This window comes from Catenulispora rubra (genome assembly GCF_015356825.1).
Taxonomy (GTDB): domain Bacteria; phylum Actinomycetota; class Actinomycetes; order Streptomycetales; family Catenulisporaceae; genus Catenulispora; species Catenulispora rubra.
The window spans coordinates 1-652 of record NZ_JAACYW010000689.1; the positions used below are offsets into that span (position 1 = coordinate 1).

The window sequence follows — 652 nt, forward strand, 5'->3', positions numbered from 1 at the left end:
GCGGTGAGGTTGTGCGGCTGTGGAGTGCGTAGGGGCCGATCTGCACACCTGAGCCCGAACTTGAAACCGAATCTGAACCGAACCCGAACCGAACCAGGTCTGAACCCGAACCCGAACCGAATCCGAACCGAACCGAGCCGAACCCGAGCCGAAGCCGAAGCTGAACCGAATCCGAGCCTGAGCCTGAGCCTGAGCCTGAGCCCGAACCGAATCCGAGTCCATCCACCGTCCAAGAAAGGAGCCATCCGTGTCCGCCCCCGCCGTCCCCGACCGCGCGCTGGCCGTGTGGTGCCCGGACTGGCCGGTGGTGGCGGTCGGCGCCGACCCCGACACCGCGGCGGCCGTCGTCGTCAAAGGTCTGATCGTGGCCAGCTCCTCGGCGGCGCGGGCTGAAGGGGTCCGGCGCGGGCAGCGCACGCGGGACGCGCAGCGCCTGGCGCCGGAGCTGCTTCTCTACCCGCGCGACGAGGCCGCCGAGGCCCGGGCCTTCGAGCCGGTGCTGACCGTGCTGGCCGATTTCACCCCGCGCTTCGAGGTGGTCCGGCCGGGCCTGGCGGCGTTGCCGATGGATGGTCCGGCGCGTTATTTCGGCGGTGAGGACCTGGTGGTGCGGGCGATCCGGGATCGGGTCGGGGAGGCGGGGATCGGGGCC

The 652-nt window shown here is 70.9% G+C and carries 1 protein-coding gene; it reads left to right on the forward strand.

The genetic code is table 11. The annotated features are described in order from the left end of the window. Nucleotides 1–247: 247 nt before the first annotated feature. The coding region (locus GWK61_RS54975; RefSeq protein WP_499704285.1) for a Y-family DNA polymerase at nucleotides 248–652 on the forward strand (405 nt) is incomplete at its 3' end.